Source organism: Pseudomonas sp. S3_B08 (assembly GCF_054667725.1).
The window spans coordinates 4,622,683-4,635,844 of sequence record NZ_CP162750.1 but is presented as its reverse complement, the minus strand read 5'-3'; the positions used below and the strand labels follow the sequence as shown (position 1 = coordinate 4,635,844).

The 13,162-nt window shown below is 58.9% G+C and carries 13 protein-coding genes; 6 read left to right on the top strand and 7 right to left on the bottom strand.

Going from position 1 to position 13,162, the window contains the following annotated elements; translation table 11 throughout:
• Window positions 1-59 precede the first annotated feature (59 nt).
• The 3 genes from AB4N73_RS21100 to AB4N73_RS21090 all read left to right on the top strand — a co-directional run bounded on the left by AB4N73_RS21100 (window position 60) and on the right by AB4N73_RS21090 (window position 2,347).
• Window positions 60-773: a tetratricopeptide repeat protein gene (locus AB4N73_RS21100; protein ID WP_460142509.1), complete on the top strand. Its 714-nt coding sequence runs from the start codon at window positions 60-62 to the stop codon at window positions 771-773.
• 2 nt (window positions 774-775) lie between these two features.
• The gene (locus AB4N73_RS21095; protein WP_460143601.1) at window positions 776-1,849 is read left to right on the top strand and encodes a tetratricopeptide repeat protein; all 1,074 of its coding nucleotides are present in this window, start codon (window positions 776-778) and stop codon (window positions 1,847-1,849) included.
• 66 nt (window positions 1,850-1,915) lie between these two features.
• Window positions 1,916-2,347 (top strand): hypothetical protein, encoded by a 432-nt coding sequence (locus AB4N73_RS21090; protein WP_423664852.1) that lies wholly within the window; start codon window positions 1,916-1,918, stop codon window positions 2,345-2,347.
• 58 nt (window positions 2,348-2,405) lie between these two features.
• Here the strand turns inward: AB4N73_RS21090 and AB4N73_RS21085 are convergent, their stop codons facing one another.
• Window positions 2,406-2,768 (bottom strand): DUF6124 family protein, encoded by a 363-nt coding sequence (locus AB4N73_RS21085; protein ID WP_460142508.1) that lies wholly within the window; start codon window positions 2,766-2,768, stop codon window positions 2,406-2,408.
• Between the two features lie 434 nt (window positions 2,769-3,202).
• On the opposite strand from AB4N73_RS21085, the gene AB4N73_RS21080 reads away from it, so the two are divergent.
• Window positions 3,203-3,589, top strand: a complete 387-nt coding sequence (locus AB4N73_RS21080; protein WP_460142507.1) for a helicase — start codon at window positions 3,203-3,205, stop codon at window positions 3,587-3,589.
• Window positions 3,590-3,739: 150 nt separating this feature from the next.
• Window positions 3,740-5,086 (top strand): delta-60 repeat domain-containing protein, encoded by a 1,347-nt coding sequence (locus AB4N73_RS21075; RefSeq protein ID WP_460142506.1) that lies wholly within the window; start codon window positions 3,740-3,742, stop codon window positions 5,084-5,086.
• 59 nt (window positions 5,087-5,145) lie between these two features.
• Here AB4N73_RS21075 and AB4N73_RS21070 read toward each other — a convergent pair whose 3' ends face one another.
• The 6 genes from AB4N73_RS21070 to exbB all read right to left on the bottom strand — a co-directional run bounded on the left by AB4N73_RS21070 (window position 5,146) and on the right by exbB (window position 11,988).
• Window positions 5,146-6,546 carry an aminoacyl-tRNA deacylase and HDOD domain-containing protein gene (locus AB4N73_RS21070; protein WP_041476626.1) on the bottom strand — a complete coding sequence of 467 codons (1,401 nt, stop codon included), beginning with the start codon at window positions 6,544-6,546 and terminating at the stop codon, window positions 5,146-5,148.
• Between the two features lie 79 nt (window positions 6,547-6,625).
• On the bottom strand, window positions 6,626-8,701 hold the full coding sequence (gene recG, locus AB4N73_RS21065) for an ATP-dependent DNA helicase RecG (RefSeq protein WP_460142505.1): 2,076 nt from the start codon (window positions 8,699-8,701) through the stop codon (window positions 6,626-6,628).
• A 9-nt stretch (window positions 8,702-8,710) separates the two neighbouring features.
• Window positions 8,711-9,640: a hydrogen peroxide-inducible genes activator gene (locus AB4N73_RS21060; protein WP_024014805.1), complete on the bottom strand. Its 930-nt coding sequence runs from the start codon at window positions 9,638-9,640 to the stop codon at window positions 8,711-8,713.
• 216 nt (window positions 9,641-9,856) lie between these two features.
• Window positions 9,857-10,603: a TonB family protein gene (locus AB4N73_RS21055; RefSeq protein WP_460142504.1), complete on the bottom strand. Its 747-nt coding sequence runs from the start codon at window positions 10,601-10,603 to the stop codon at window positions 9,857-9,859.
• On the bottom strand, window positions 10,600-11,028 hold the full coding sequence (gene exbD / locus AB4N73_RS21050; RefSeq protein ID WP_016772535.1) for a TonB system transport protein ExbD: 429 nt from the start codon (window positions 11,026-11,028) through the stop codon (window positions 10,600-10,602). The genes AB4N73_RS21055 and exbD overlap by 4 nt, the downstream gene beginning before the upstream one ends.
• 6 nt (window positions 11,029-11,034) lie before the next feature.
• Entirely contained in the window at window positions 11,035-11,988 is a 954-nt protein-coding gene (gene exbB, locus AB4N73_RS21045) for a tonB-system energizer ExbB (RefSeq protein WP_041476629.1), read from the bottom strand.
• A gap of 188 nt (window positions 11,989-12,176) precedes the next feature.
• Between exbB and AB4N73_RS21040 the strand changes: the two genes are divergently transcribed.
• Window positions 12,177-13,034: an SDR family oxidoreductase gene (locus AB4N73_RS21040; protein WP_457264916.1), complete on the top strand. Its 858-nt coding sequence runs from the start codon at window positions 12,177-12,179 to the stop codon at window positions 13,032-13,034.
• Window positions 13,035-13,162: the final 128 nt, after the last annotated feature.

Genomic DNA, 13,162 nt, shown 5'->3' with positions numbered 1-13,162 from the left:
AGTGGGAGCCGCCGGAAACACAGTGACGTTCCAGGCAAAAAAAATGGACTTCACCCGTCGTGGAATCTACCAATGCCTGGTTCACCGCGAATGGAAAAACGTTCCCGTTGTTCCATGCCGGCATTGGTGCTCAGGCTTATCCTGAATGGCTCAGCCCTGACAAAAAATTTCTACTGGCGACTGCGGTGGAGTACGGCGTAGTCATAGGTGAGAACGGTGAGGAAATAGCGACATCACAAGGGCATTGCGATGTGATCTCGATGGAAACCGGTTGCGTGCTTGCTGAGAGTTACGAGCGGTTTTGTGAGGGTAAATGGGTAGGCAATCAATGGGTTTCCGAAGAGGGCGGGGTGCTCAATCCTGTCTTGGAGACTAAGTCACCCAAGGACCTGCTGAAAAATGCTTCGGGTATCCAGCCTGCGCAGTTCCGAGCAGAGTCCATCGAATGGAGCCTGAGCTTTTTGAGCCCGGAATCCTACATGGCGTGTCATCCCCCCGCGCAAAGTGTTCAGGCTTACAACGACCTCGGTTTTTACTTGGCCGAGGGCGGCAACGATGAGTTGGCGATGAAGTTTTATCGAGGCGTTGAGGCTGTCGGCAAACGCACAGTGCTGATGCTGAACATGGCTGATTCGCTGTGGCGCCTTGATCGCCAAGAGGAAGCGCAGCGTTATTATCGCGAGTACCGCGACGCGATGAGTGCCGCCGGTAAAGCGCAGAAGATTCCGCAACGCGTCGTTAAGCGATCCGAAATTCAGGGACTGAAAGAGTGAATATGTTCTTCCGCTTTATCGTGTTGAGCCTTGGGCTGCTAACCACTTCATACGCACTCGCTGCCCCACAAGTCCTGAAGGAAATTCCGGCTAGCTTGCTGGGTGATGCATCACGGCAAAAGGTGTTTGTACTGGCGGGCGATGCGGACGAAGTTTCTAACCGATTGTTGATTGCGCCGGAACAAGCGCGTGACGAGGACATCTTACTCGATACGTCGAAGGCGCTGCCTCTGATCAAGAGTCAGTACTCGTCTGCGCTTCAGGGTGTCTTCAGCGTCCATGTACTCAAAGGTCGCCCTGGCGTCATGACCGTCATTGATCCACAGGCTGAGGAAGCTGTGGTCAAGCAACCGTTCGTTGAGGCTGGGGATTACATCGCGCTGGTAACCAGCGAGGAAGATAACGCGGTTTACAACTTCAACCTGTTGTTCGCCTTCAACAGAGGTTCAAAGCAGTTTGAGCTGAAAGCTCTGCTGGAGGTGGCGAATAACGACTCCTGTGACCGGTCGCTTGTTAGCGCAGTGGAGTTGCCGGTGCAGACACTGGGCCCCATCACTCTCGCTTCTTTCGATGGGCGTGAAGTGCTGCAGAAGCTGCAGGTTGCTCGTACTGGCAGTATTGAGGGCGTTAGAAAGAAATTGATGACCGTCAATTCGGCTGATTTGCTGGATATGGCGCTGGCAGCCTACCGAAAGGGTGATGACTCTTCCTTCAAGGATACGATGAGCTACGCGTTGATGGGCGGTGGCTCGCATGACACTTGTCCCCCGGATAGCTATATCGTCGCAAAGTACTACTACCCGCAGCGTCCCGGCTGGTCCAACGACCTCGGTTTTCTGCTCGGCGAGGCGGGTTACTACGCTGAGTCGATTGAGTTGCTCAATGCAGTGATTGCCAACCACCCAAACAGGACGGTTGCTTACCTGAATCTCGCTGACAGTTATTGGGCCGTGAACGATAAAGAGCGGGCGGTGGCGGCGTACAAGCAATACGCATCGCGAATGTCTGAAGCGGGGACGGTTTCGAAGATCCCGGCGAGGGTGGGTGAGCGCAGTGCTGTGGCGCCCGAGGCGTGACAAGAGCTCGTTGAGTTGCTGTAACTGTGTGTTCTGTACCCATGAACCGCTAAAGGAATGTTCGGTTTGAAATTTTCGTCTGCATTGTTTTCCGCGTTGCTCGTTTTCGTTCCTCTGGCGGCTCATAGCGAGGTCACGACCGAGGTTTTTTGCTTTCGCTCCTACGAAGGCAAACCCATAAATTTTGAATTCCGAACCTATTACGACTCTGTCGCCAAATGGAGCGGTGCTGGCGTCAAGTACAGCAAGTCGAAAAAGGCTATCGGGCTGGTTCATCGCAGTACTGAACAAGAAGAACTCGTGTATGGCCGGCCCTACCAGTACACGACAACTTGGGTTGAAGTAGTTGATGGCGCACTGACAGGTGAGTATCAGATGGTCACTCAGGGTGGCCGGGTTGATGCGATGACGTATACGAATTACAAGTCTGCAAAGAAGTATTCGTTTGAAAACGATTACAACGTGGATGCGAAACCTGAAACAGGTTGCCAGTGGTGAAGCAGGGAATATTCAAAAAGGGGACTTAACGTCCCCTTTCTTTCATTCACCAATCTCGCTACGGCTTGGCCGCCACGCTTCGCACTTCAATGTGATCAAGCGTCCCTTCCACCATCAATCTGACCCCGTCCGCCATCCTACTCAATGCCAATGCAATCGAGCGGCGTGAGCCATCTATGTCGTCCGCAAGGTCCGCAGCGATGATGCTGATGGATAGCAGGTCTTCCGAGGCGTTGGCCAGGAGGGCTTCGGCGTCGATGTCCGGGTTCAGGCTGAACAGGCCTTCGCGGCGTGGGGCCTGAGGGAGGTCGGGTTTGCAGAACTGGTGATCGAGGGCGCGTTCGGCGGCTTCATGTAGTTTTCTTGAATCGAAAGATTCGTAGGGGGAGGTGTCCTCCGTGTTGGTAGTTGAATTGGTCATCGGTGTAAATCCCTTGGAGTAAGAAGTAATTGCTCCCGAATTCGGACTTGCACATCCGGTCACCGAATACCCGATGACGCAGAAAGCCTATCGGTGATCTTCGAGCTCGCCTAGTTCATGGACAGCCCCGCACTTTGCAGGAAATTTCCCATAGATTCGCGGGCCGCAAGATCAAAAGATCGCAGGCTTCGCCAGCTCCTACAGGGATGTGTTTCAACAGGTGTAGGAAAGGTGAGTGGTGAGACGCGGAGCGTCTCGGGATGCATTCCCACGCGGAGCGGGGGAACGATCAGTGGGCGAGCGCTGAATCGTGACTTGGTGGTCATCGTGCGGGAAATGGTCTGCATCCTCTTCCAACAGTGTCAGATACTGGCGTTATCGTCCGAATCCCTTACACTGCCCCGGCCGTTCATTTTCCTTTTGAGGCTGTGCGCATGAAATTTCGTTTTCTCCTGTGGATGATGGGTTTGTTGATGGGTAAGGCCAGCCGGACAAATCCTGCGTTCCAGCAGCAGTTGGGTGACAAGGATCTGGTGTTTCAGTTGCAGACGCTGGACGGGAAAGTGGCGCGGCATTTCGTGGTCAAGGATCAGCGCATCACCAGCAAGTCTGGCGTGGTGCCGGAGCCGGCGTTTGCGATTGCGTTTAAAGATGCCGGTTATGGCTTTGCCACAATGCAGGCGAAGAACAAGCAGTTGGCGTTTATGCAGGGGATTCAGGACAAGTCGATCCAGCTCAAGGGCAATCCGGCGCTGGTGATGTGGTTTCAGGGCTTGATGAAGTATTTGAAGCCGCGCAAGGCTAAACCGAGTAAGGCCTGATATTGGTCGCTGGCTCGCCAAGTCGGTCATTTGTCTCTAAATACCATAAGCACCTGTCAGAAGTGACAGGTGCTTTTACTGGCGTCTTGGTGCTTCATGAGGAGATGGTCCAGCGGTAAAGGGACTGAACCTGTTTGGAGAATAACTATCATGACTACCAAGTCTGGCACGCCCGATCTTGAGTTTGGTAACAACGGAGCACGCATTTGGGATTTCCCTGAATTCGCCAGCATCGCTCCTCATGCCATTGTTTCTCTGCCCGATGGCAGGCTGGTTGCGGTGGCGAATGAGCCGGGTTATCCCCGCGGCTTCGTGATCGTGCGACTCACTCAAAAAGGGCAACTCGATGCAGGCACCGGCTTCGGGGTGGAACAGCGGGGTTTTGCGCGCATTACGATTCCTGAGAAACACATTGTTAGCATTTTAGGCTCCAGCCTACTCAGTGATGGCGGATTCCTGATCGTCTTGGAGTACTCATGGCGACCTAATGAAAACGGTCTTTTGGTTGTTCGACTTCTGGACGATGGCAGTCTCAACGACAAGTTTGGCAAGGGCGGAGTCCTTGTTCTTCCAGACCGTGCGGTGCCCGCAACTCTTAGCAGAGGAGCGTTGCGTACTGCCCGGCGAAGTGCGGGCCTGGATGCCGTGTCAGTTGTTCAGGGCGGCGACAATTCTGGAGTACGCGGCATCGAGTTGCCAGGCGGCAAAATTGTCCTGGCTACTTTTACTTACGATCCTTCTTCTTCGCAAACCAAGGGTTCGGTTATACGACTCAATCCTGATGGAACATTAGACAAAACCTTTAACAAGACCGGTTCGACCTGGGTTGAGTTGGGAATTGCTGGTGATAATGCCGCGCGTGGAGTGGCTGCACAGGCGGACGGTAGTTTAGTAGTAATTGGCGATTACTTTGATGCAGGTACCTTTGGTACCTATGTTGTGCGTTTCAAAGAGGATGGAGTGCGGGACGAGGAATTTCCCGATGTGGTGCTTACGTCCCGTTATATGCCCCGTTTTCGCGATATTGCCGTCAGAACAAAGGACGGGATGATTGCCATAGTAGGAGGTCAATTCGAAGACAATTTTCCCGAGGGTACAGGTGTAATTGTCGTGCTCAACGAGAACGGCTCACCGAATCTAGTGTTCAACGAAGGTAAACCGTTGTATTCCAAGCTATCACCTGAGAAAGGTCAGCAGTGGCAATCTTGCGCGTTTGGCGGAGCGGAGGACAGTAAGTTGATCGTTGCCGGCACAAGTGGCAGCGGAGATATTTTTTACGATACGCAGGCAGTGTGCGCACGTTACTTACTCACCGGTACGCTCGATAAGTCATTCAACACTGATAAGGGCTGGTTGGCTTTCAGTCAGCCCGATCGAATGGCGTCTGCCCTGGATGCAGTGATCACGTCCCAAGGCAAAATTGCCATCTGCGGTGAACTTTATAAAGACGAGCTTAGCCTTCCTGTTGGCGGGTGGATAGCGCGCTACTTTTCTTGATAAGCACTGATGAAAGCCCGCTCTCACCGATTTGAAATGATCTCGTGAGAGCGGATTGTTTATGCCTGGCTGAACTGCGAAGCCAGTTCACGCAGCAGCACTTCAGCCTCAAGCACTTTGCTGACGACATCGTTGGCTTTGTCACGGCTCAGGCCGACGCGTTCAAGCAGGGCATCCGGAATATCTTCATCCGGCCCGGAGCCAATCCCGCGGCTGCGTAGCAGGCGTACGGCCAGGCAGACGAGGTTCGGGTATTCGGCGTAGGCGCCGTCGTAGCTTGGGTCGTGCTGGAAGCGCAGGGCGGTGGCCAGTTCATCCGGCATGTCCCAGTAGCGCATCAGCCACGAGCCGATCTGTTCACGGCTGATACCGAGCAGGTGTTGCTCGATGTAGCTGTGGCACAGGTGCGGGTTGACCTCCAGGTGGCGGCAGATCAGCGAGAAGTGCGGCGGGAACACGTGGGCCAGCAGCAGGTAACCGAAGTTATGCAGCAGACCGGCCAGATACGTCAGGCCTGCTTCCGGGCGCTGGGCGCGCGGCATGGCGCGGGTCAGGCCTTCGATGACGGCGGCGGTGTAGATCGACTGCTGCCAGTACGGCGTGGTGTGTTGCGGGTGGTCTTTGGGCAGGCTCAGGGTCTTGCCGAGGGCCAGGCCCAGCGCGAGGTTGATCACCAGATCGAAGCCCAGCACGCGGACGATCGCGTCTTCCACCGAACGAATCTTGCCCGGCGAGGCGTAGTACGGCGACGCCGCCCAGCTCACCACTTGCGCGGCCAGCGCCGGGTCGGTTTCAACCACGCCGGTGATGTCGTCGATGGTGGCATTGGGGTCAACGCGCAGCTTGATGATTTTTTGCGCGGTTTCGGCCAGCGGCGGAATCTCGATGGTCGCTTCCAGACGCTGCTGAATGCGGCGTGCGGTGAACGCCTGCACGGCCTGGGTGATTTCCTCGCGGTCATCGTCCGGGCGGTCGAGGTTCGGGCGGATGCTGCTCAGGGCTTCGCCGAAGTTGGCGGCGCTGGCCTTGGTCAGCATCGATTTGAAGTCTTCGCTGCTGATTTCCAGCAGCAGGCCCGGCTCGCCGGAGTTGATCAGCAGCTTCGGCTCGCGCAGCAGGCTTTCTTCGTAGAGGCACGGCGAACTGGTTAGCGCCGGCAGGCCTGGGAGCAGGCTCAGATTGTGTTTGCCGAGCATCTTTTCCAGGCGTTCGGTGGACACCGCTGTGAGTCGGCGACCAGTGAGTTCGGCGAGGCGATTGAGATCCAGCAACTGGCTCTGTGGAAACAGCACCATCAACGCGCCCACGGCGTCGTCCAGCAACACGGCCTGCACTTTGCGCGAGGCATTGAGGCCGTGGTGGTCGAGCACTTCTTCGTAGGCAACGCCCAGCTTGTTGAGCAGCAGCCGAATAACAGACGGAGCTTGCGGAGATTCGGGGACGAGAGCAGCTTCGGTCATGGTCTGTATCCGTTTTTGAAACAATGGCAGGAGTATAACCAGCTCTGTAGGAACGATCCTGCACAAACTGCGACGGTGCTCACACTTGGCCGTATTGCTGCCCATGCCGCAGCCAACGGTCAAGCAATGGGCTGACGTGGGTCGGCCAGCGCTCCAGCAAAGCCTGGGCTGCATCGCGCACGGCGGGCAATAAATCGGCGTCGCGCATCAGGTCGGCGACCTTGAATTGCAGCAGGCCGGTCTGGCGGGTGCCGAGCATTTCCCCGGGGCCACGCAGTTCGAGGTCCTTTTCGGCGATGACGAAACCGTCGTTGGTCTCGCGCATGATGCCCAGGCGCTGGCGACCGATCTGCGACAGCGGCGGATGGTAGAGCAGTACGCAATGGCTGGCGGCGCTGCCCCGGCCGACGCGACCGCGCAACTGGTGCAGCTGCGCGAGGCCGAGGCGCTCGGGGTTTTCGATGATCATCAGGCTGGCGTTGGGCACGTCGACGCCGACTTCGATCACTGTAGTGGCGACCAGCAGTTGCAGGTTGCCGGCCTTGAACTCGGCCATGACGGAGGCTTTCTCTACCGGTTTCATGCGCCCGTGAATCAGCCCGACCTTCAATTCGCCAAGGGCGGCAGTGAGGTCTTCGAACGTGGTTTCGGCGGCCTGACAGGTCAGCTCTTCCGATTCTTCAATCAGCGTACACACCCAATAGGCCTGACGACCTTCGGCACAGGCGCTGCGCACCCGTTCGATGACTTCGACGCGGCGGGTGTCGGTGACCAGCACGGTGTTGACCGGGGTACGCCCGGGCGGCAATTCATCGAGGATCGAGGTGTCGAGGTCGGCGTAGGCGCTCATCGCCAGCGTCCGTGGAATCGGTGTGGCGGTCATGATCAACTGATGCGGACACATGCGCCCGCCGACGCCTTTCTGCCGCAGCGCCAGACGCTGCTGCACGCCGAAGCGGTGCTGTTCGTCGATGATCACCAGCGCCAGATTCTTGAACTGTACTTCGTCCTGAAACAGCGCGTGGGTGCCGACCACCATCGGTGTGCCGCTGGCGATTTGTTCCAGCGCGGCGACGCGGTTCTTGCCCTTAAGCTTGCCGGCCAGCCACGCGACTTCAATGCCCAGCGGTTCGAGCCAGCGTTTGAAGGTGATGAAGTGCTGTTCGGCGAGGATCTCGGTCGGCGCCATCAATGCAACCTGGTAACCGGCCTCCAGCGCTTGCAGTGCGGCGAGGGCGGCAACCACGGTCTTCCCCGCGCCAACGTCACCCTGAATCAGCCGCAACATCGGTTCGTGCTGACTGAGGTCGTAGGCGATTTCGTTGCCGACGCGCTGTTGCGCGCCGGTCGGGTTGAAGCCGAGGTTTTTCAGGTATTTCGGTGGCAGCTTTGTGGCTTTCGGCATCGCCGGCGCGCGCAGTGAACGCATGCTTTCGCGCAGACGCTGCTGTGAAAGTTGATGCGTGAGCAGTTCTTCGAAAGCCAGGCGATGCTGCGCCCAGTGATGGCCAAGGGCGAGTTCATCGACATCGGCATCGGCGGGCGGGTTGTGCAGGTAACGGATCGCGTCGGCCAGCGGTGCCAGTTGGTAGTCGCGGGCCAGTTCGGTCGGCAGCCAGTCCGGCAGGGTGCTCGGCTTGAGCAGCGTCAAGGTCTGCATGCACAACTGGCGCAGGCGCTGCTGGGTCAGGCCTTCGGTGAGCGGGTAGACCGGGGTCAGGGTTTCATCCACTGGCGGCGGTTCGTCACCGGTGATGGCGCGGTATTCGGGGTGGTAGATTTCCAGGCCTGAGGCGCCGGGCCGGGCTTCGCCGTAGCAGCGAACCCGCGTGCCACGCTTGAGCCCTTCCTTCTGCGCGTTGCTGAAATGGTAGAAGCGCAGGCTCAGCCCGCCGGTGCCGTCCTGCAAGCGCACGACCAGACTGCGGCGGCGACCCATGACCACGTCGGCACCGCTGACGGTGCCTTCGACCACGGCGTCCTGCCCCGGTCGCAATGCGCCGATCGGCACCACGCGGGTGCGATCCTGATAACGCAGCGGCAAGTGGAAGAGCACGTCCTGCAGATTCTCGAGGCCGACCTTGGCCAGTTTCTCGGCCATGGCTTCGCCGACACCCTTGAGTGCCGTCACCGACACTTGCGACAGCTCCGTCATGACGCTCGCTTAACCGGCCGTGACCGGCGCCGCTGGCTTGGCCACCGAGCACAGGCGAATGGAGTCGGCGAGGATCTCGATGGCTTTCGGCCGTGGGAAGCTCGCGCGCCAGGCGATCGCTACGGTGCGGAATGGCACCGGCGCGGTCAGTGGGCGCACTTCAATCACGCCGGGGGCGTAGTGATGGCTGTCCACCGCCGACAGCGGCAGGATCGAGATGCCCAGGCCGGACGCGACCATGTGGCGAATGGTTTCCAGCGAGCTGGATTCCACCGTGGTGTGCTTGGCGCCGTCATTGCCCTTGGTCAGGGTCGGGCAGGCTTCGAGCACCTGATCGCGGAAACAGTGACCTTCACCGAGCAGCAGCAGGCTCTTGTCGTTGAGCAGGCCGGCGTCGATGGATTCTTTCTTGGTCCACGGATGCTGGGCCGGCATGAGCACGTAGAACGGCTCGTCGTAAAGCGGCAGGGTCAGCACGTCGGCTTCATTGAACGGCAGGGCGATGATGATCGCGTCGAGCTCGCCGTTGCGCAGTTTGTCGCGCAGCACGTGGGTAAAGTTTTCTTCGATGTACAACGGCATCTGCGGGGCGACCCGGTGCAGTTGTGGAATCAGATGCGGGAACAGGTACGGGCCGACGGTGTAGATGGCGCCGACTTTCAGCGGTGCGGTCAGCTGGTTCTTGCCGGCCTGGGCCAGTTCACGGATGCCCTGGGCTTGTTCGAGGACTTTCTGCGCCTGGGCGACGATGCCCTCGCCGACCGGGGTCAGGCGCACGGCGCTTTTGCTGCGCTCGAAAATCAGCACACCGAGTTCGTCTTCAAGTTTTTTCACGCCCACCGACAGCGTCGGCTGACTGACGTGGCAACGCTCGGCGGCATGGCCGAAATGCTGCTCTTGGGCGAGGGTAACGATGTAGCGTAATTCTGTGAGGGTCATAGCAAGCGTCCATGAAGATGCGCGCCAAGCATACCGGCTGCAATCGATAGACGCACGTTATCAGACTGCGGGCTGAGTGCGACACCGGTCGAGGTCGGTTTGCCGCTGGCAGATATGCAAAAGGCACCTTTCGGTGCCTCTTGGCTTGGTTCTCTCGGCTGGCGGAGAACCTTGTGGGAGCTGGCAAGCCAGCTCCCACAGGTATTGCGGTGTTGCTTAGCGGCGGCGTTCCAGCGAATAAACAAACGGCGCAACAATTTCGATCGAGCCGTTGTTGAGCATGTCGGCCGGCGGCTTGGGCAGCGGTTGCGCGCGGCGGATCATGTCCAGGGTGGCCCGGTCCAGATCAGCGTTGCCAGAGCGGCCCACCAGTTCGAACGACAGCACATTACCTTCGCCATCGACCACGAAACGCAGACGATTCAAGCCTTCCTTGCCCCGCGACTGCGCACTCTGCGGGTACTTCTTGTACTTCTGCAGATGCGCGAGCAGAGTGCCTTGCCAACTGGCCTTGGCCGCCAACTGAGCCGGCGACGGACCTGGTGCAGGCTGGGCGGATTTCTCCGTCGGTGCCTGGGTCGGCTGGGTATCGGCCGGTTTCTCCTCGGAAGGTTTTTCCTTCGGCGGCTCTGGCAGCTTTTTCTCGACCGGCTTCGGCGGTTTTGGCTTGGGCTTCGGCTTGGGTTTCGGTACCGCGATTTCCGCTTTCGGTGCTTCAGCCAGTTTCGGAATCGGCAATTCTTCCACCGGAGCCGGTGGCTGCGGCGGTGTGACGACTTTCGGCGGAGCCGGCGGTGGCGGGGCAGGCAACGGGGCCAGCTCGACCATCATTGCCTGCGGCGGCAATTCGATGGGCGGGCGGGCGGTCCAGTTCAGCGCCAGCGCGATGGTCAGCGCGTGCACGCCCAGCACCACGGCCAGGCTACCGCTGTAACGCGTCAGCTTATGGCGCGTCGTGATCATTTCTTGGCTGCCGTCTCAAGTCCGACCAGACCGACCTTCAGGTAACCGGCGGCGCGCAGGCTGTCCATCACGCTCATCAGGTCGCCGTAATCCACGCCTTTGTCGGCCTGGAAGAAGATGGTGGTGTCTTTCTTGCCCTGGGTCTTGGCGTCGAGGGTAGCGCCGAGGGTTTCGGCTTTCACTTCATCGTCGCCGAGGAACAGGCGCTGGTCAGCTTTCACACTGAGGAACACCGGTTTCTCTGGCCGCGGCGCCGGTTTGGCGGTCGAGGCCGGCAGGTCGACTTTGATGTCCACAGTGGCCAACGGCGCGGCCACCATGAAGATGATCAACAGCACCAGCATCACGTCGATGAACGGCGTGACGTTGATTTCGTGGTTCTCGGCCAGATCGTCGTCTGCGCCTTCTTTCAAATGCAGGCCCATGGCCGATTACCCCACTTTAACCATGTGCGGCTGCGAGCTGCGCTCAGGCTGGTGGTCGAGATCGCGGCTGACCAGCAACAGGACTTCTGCCGAGGCATCGGAGACCTGTGCCTTGTAACCGGCGATGGAACGGGCGAAGACGTTGTAGATCACCACCGCAGGAATCGCCGCAACCAGACCCAGTGCAGTGGCCAGCAGCGCTTCAGCGATGCCCGGTGCGACAACTGCAAGGTTGGTCGTCTGGGTTTTGGCGATGCCGATGAAGGAGTTCATGATGCCCCACACGGTACCGAACAGACCTACGAACGGTGCGGTGGAACCGATGGTGGCGAGGACGCCGGTGCCGCTGCTCATGTTGCGACCGCAGGCAGCAACGAGGCGCTCAAGGCGGAAGCTGACGCGTTCCTTGATGCCTTCTTTCTCGCGGCTGTTGACCGACAGGCGCATCTCTTCGAGCGCGTCGTGCACCAGCAGGTTGGCGAGGGTGCCTTCCTTGCCGGCCGTGGCGCTTGCTTCTTTAAGGGTGGTGGCTTTTTTCAGTGCAGCGATTTCGCCACGCAGACGACGCTTGGCGCCCATCAGCTCGAAGCCTTTGGCGATCCAGATAGTCCAGGTGATGATCGAAGCGATGGCCAGACCGATCATCACGATTTTCACGATGATGTCGGCGTTCTGGTACATACCCCACGGCGAAAGGTCGTGGGCCATGCCCAAGGTGTTGTCGGCTTCGAGGGCTTCAGGTGCGTCGGCGGCGTCGACAGCCTGCACCGGATCGGTGGCGGCTGGTGCAGCCGGAGCGGCAGCGGGTGCGCTCTGCTCGGTGGCGGCTGGGGTGGCGGGTGCTTGAGCGTCGGCGAAGGCGGCGGTCGGTGCCAGCATCAGGCTGAGCAACAGAGCCGCGACGGCGCTCCAGGCGCGAGGTCGAGTGGTTGGCGAAGCGGGAGTTTGATTACGTGTCATGCTGGCCGGACCTGAGATAGAAAAACGTTGTTGCTCTTCCAGGCCTCGTGAGGCCGAGAACAAAAGTGGCGTGCATTATTGCAAGTAATTCTTGTTAACAAAAGTAATAGAGTAACTTTTTTTCCTTCATTGCTAGCCGTTCGTCCTGTGCCAGAGCTAGTCTGTGCCTTTCTGATGGGAGTTTTCTGATGTCCGCGCCTTCTCTTTTGATTGCCGGTTGTGGTGATGTCGGCAGTCGTCTGGCCACGCAATTGCTGGCGGCTGGCTGGCAGGTTCATGGCCTGCGCCGCGACGTTTCCAAGCTGCCGGAGGGTGTCATCGGCGTCGCCGGCGACCTGTTCAGCGAAGAGTGCCCGGCGACCTGGCCGATAGGCGCTGTCGACTATCTGGTGTATTGCGCCGCGGCCACCGATCACGACGAAGAGGGCTATCGCAAGGCCTACGTGCAGGGTTTGCAGAATGTGCTGAGCTGGCTGGGTGACTATGGGCAAGTGCCCGAGAGGCTGATCTTCGTGTCCAGCAGCAGCGTGTACGGGCAGCAGGACGGAGCATGGGTGGATGAGACCTCCGAGACGGTCGCGGCCGGTTATTCAGGTCGCTTGATGCTCGAAGCCGAGCAGGTCGCGCTCAATAGCGGCATCCCGGCAAGTGTGCTGCGGCTGACCGGCATTTACGGCCCGGGCCGCGAGTGGCTGCTGACTCAGGTGCGTCGCGGCTATCGCGTGGCTACGGAGCCACCGCTGTATGGCAATCGTATTCATGCCGATGATGCAGCGGGGCTGCTGGCGTTCTTGCTGGAAAAAGACCGCGAGGGCGTCAAGCTGGACGAGCTCTATATCGGTGTGGATGACGCGCCAGCGCCATTGGCCGAGGTGGTGGGCTGGTTGCGCGAATATCTGGGTGTGACTGAATGGGCGGACGACGCCAGTGTGCGGCGCACCGGCAGCAAGCGTTGCAGCAATGCGCGGGCGAAAGCGTTGGGGTGGGTGCCGAAGTATCCCAGCTATCGTGAAGGCTACGCAGCGATTCTTGAAGGTAAGTGCTGAATTTTCAGCAACACAAAAACCACTGTGGGAGCGAGCCTGCTCGCGAATGCGGTATGTCAGTCATTATCAGTTTGACTGACCCACCGCGTTCGCGAGCAGGCTCGCTCCCACATTTGATCTTCTGAGGT

Coding starts and splice junctions, on each gene's coding strand:
- AB4N73_RS21095 (WP_460143601.1), top strand. CDS start 776: ATGTTCTTCCGCTTTATCGTGTTGAGCCTTGGGCTGCTAACCACTTCA.
- AB4N73_RS21085 (WP_460142508.1), bottom strand. CDS start 2,768: ATGACCAATTCAACTACCAACACGGAGGACACCTCCCCCTACGAATCT.
- AB4N73_RS21080 (WP_460142507.1), top strand. CDS start 3,203: ATGAAATTTCGTTTTCTCCTGTGGATGATGGGTTTGTTGATGGGTAAG.
- AB4N73_RS21075 (WP_460142506.1), top strand. CDS start 3,740: ATGACTACCAAGTCTGGCACGCCCGATCTTGAGTTTGGTAACAACGGA.
- AB4N73_RS21070 (WP_041476626.1), bottom strand. CDS start 6,546: ATGACCGAAGCTGCTCTCGTCCCCGAATCTCCGCAAGCTCCGTCTGTT.
- recG (WP_460142505.1), bottom strand. CDS start 8,701: ATGACGGAGCTGTCGCAAGTGTCGGTGACGGCACTCAAGGGTGTCGGC.
- AB4N73_RS21060 (WP_024014805.1), bottom strand. CDS start 9,640: ATGACCCTCACAGAATTACGCTACATCGTTACCCTCGCCCAAGAGCAG.
- AB4N73_RS21055 (WP_460142504.1), bottom strand. CDS start 10,603: ATGATCACGACGCGCCATAAGCTGACGCGTTACAGCGGTAGCCTGGCC.
- exbD (WP_016772535.1), bottom strand. CDS start 11,028: ATGGGCCTGCATTTGAAAGAAGGCGCAGACGACGATCTGGCCGAGAAC.
- exbB (WP_041476629.1), bottom strand. CDS start 11,988: ATGACACGTAATCAAACTCCCGCTTCGCCAACCACTCGACCTCGCGCC.
- AB4N73_RS21040 (WP_457264916.1), top strand. CDS start 12,177: ATGTCCGCGCCTTCTCTTTTGATTGCCGGTTGTGGTGATGTCGGCAGT.